Origin of the sequence: Synechococcus sp. H60.1 (genome assembly GCF_047462335.1) — a bacterium.
Classification (GTDB): Bacteria; Cyanobacteriota; Cyanobacteriia; order Thermostichales; family Thermostichaceae; genus Thermostichus.
Genome location: NZ_JANSJA010000029.1, coordinates 1 through 2,014 on the forward strand (window position 1 = coordinate 1; position 2,014 = coordinate 2,014).

The 2,014-nt window shown below is 60.6% G+C and carries 1 protein-coding gene; it reads right to left on the reverse strand.

Annotation, left to right across the window (positions count from 1 at the left end; all coding sequences use genetic code 11):
* On the reverse strand, window positions 1-1,892 hold a 1,892-nt coding region (locus NW852_RS01455; RefSeq protein WP_414426408.1), incomplete at its 3' end, for a YegS/Rv2252/BmrU family lipid kinase.
* Between the last annotated feature and the right edge of the window lie 122 nt (window positions 1,893-2,014).

The window sequence follows — 2,014 nt, forward strand, 5'->3', positions numbered from 1 at the left end:
AGCAGATCGCTGGGCCAATTCAACCCCAAGTAGGCCCGGCTGAAACCAATGAGGAGTAGGATCCCCAGCACGCCGCCCCCGATCCAGCGCCGCTGAGCAGGATAATACCTTGCCAGCAGATAGCCCAACAGACCGTAGATTGCCGTTGCTGCGATGACCTGTCCACTGGGAAAGCTGTGGCCTGTCTCCGACAGGATGGGATCCCAAAGATCTGGTCGGGGGCGAGAAAAGGTAGGCTGCAGGATCCCGGCAATCACGGCAGCTCCTAAGGCTGCAACCAACAGCCCCCCTGCCGTTCGTCTTTGTTGGCTGCGCCAGAGCAAAACCCATCCACAGGCGGTCAAGCTCACCAGCCCAATCGGATGCCCTAACCCCCACCCCACCCAGGCTAGGGGATCCGGCCAAGGGCTGGCCCGGCGCAGCCATTGCAAAATCCATACATCGATGGCTTGACTGGAGGGCGCCAGTCCTTGCAAAGCCAGAGTCAGTCCCCAGAGGGCCAGAGCCGAGCCGAGGATCCCGCCCAGGCCAACGGTTGTGCTCAGCAGGGTCAGGCTCGGCGAGATCCGCCTTACCCAGAAGATGGCGAGCTTTTCGGCGGAGTTGGGTTTCCGCACAGGTGGTGCAATCACGGTCAGTCCCCCTGGGATCACCTCGATCTGGACGGGGGTTGTGCCCACCACTTCTCCATCGACGACCACCTTTTGGAGTGGGGTTGCCTCAACCCGGATGCGGGAAGCTTTGAGGGTGAGAATCCCGTTCAGTTTCGGCACCTGCTTGGCCAGAGAGGCCCCCAACAGATGCACCATATCCCCGAGGGATTGCACCCGTCGCGCCAAAGTCTGGGACAGCCTGCCTGAATTGGGGTCATCCTGGCCGCGCACCACCGTCACATCCAGTTGCCCATCCGTCGGATTGACACGCCCACGGCCCTGGGCAAGCACAGAGGTGGCCGGTGCAGCATTGGCAATGGTCAGGGCAGTGGCTTGCAAGTGCTGCAGCTCGGCTCCATCCACTTGGAGCGTCACTTGAAAGGGTTGCTGGTTCGCCAGTTGTTGTAACCCCGCCAGCAAGTAGGCTAGCGATCCCAAGCGACTTTTCAATTCGCGGCTGGCACGTTCGACCGTTTCCGCTTCAAACCCGATCCCGGCCAGCAGGATCATCGGCTGCCCATTGCAGCGAGCGGCATCCATCACCCGTGTCGATCCGGCCAAGATTAGATCGCAAGCCCTTTCCAAATCAGTTGGGATCCCCAGCGCCGCGGCAAAAGCATTGGCCGTACCGCGCGGGATCACCCCCAGGGGAATGCCGGAGCCAAACAGTACCCCGGCCACGGCTGAAACCGTGCCATCGCCACCAGCAGCGATGATCAGATCAGGCCGGGCGGCCAGGGCCTCTTCTGCCAGGCTTTTGGCATCGCGCCCCGGTTCAGTCAGCAACACCTGCAGGCGGATCCCGACGGATAGGCGTTGCCGCAATAGGGCCAGTTGTTGAGTTTCATCCCCTTGGCCAGCAATGGGGTTGAAGATCAAATAGCCCAGGCGTTGCTCCGCCAACGAGAGCAGCAGCGCTCGAGCAGTGGGCACATTCAGCGCCAACGGAAGATTTGCCTCTTGGCAATCTTGGACCAACTTTGTCAACCCAGCCGGATCTGCTGCCGCATCCCAGAGGGCAATGACGGCTTGGGTACTATCCTCAAAAAGTTGAGCATGCCATTCTGCTCTACAGGCAACGGTTTTGACCGTCAGCCTGGGGTGTTGGGTCAAATGGGCGGCTAGGGATCCCTCGACAATCCAGCAAAACCGCGAGACCAGGGCGCGCTGCTGTGTGAGCAGCTCGAGCAAGTCGGCTTCTTGGTCGGCTGCTGCTGAGATCAGGATCCCGGGTTTCATGGGCCAACTCGAAAAATGGCACCCCAAATAGGATGCCAGGTGCTCAGAGGCATTAGGCAAGAGTTAGGAGGATTCTTGCGGCACTTCTGCACTTTGATCCGCTCCAACAACCCCAGGCCGGC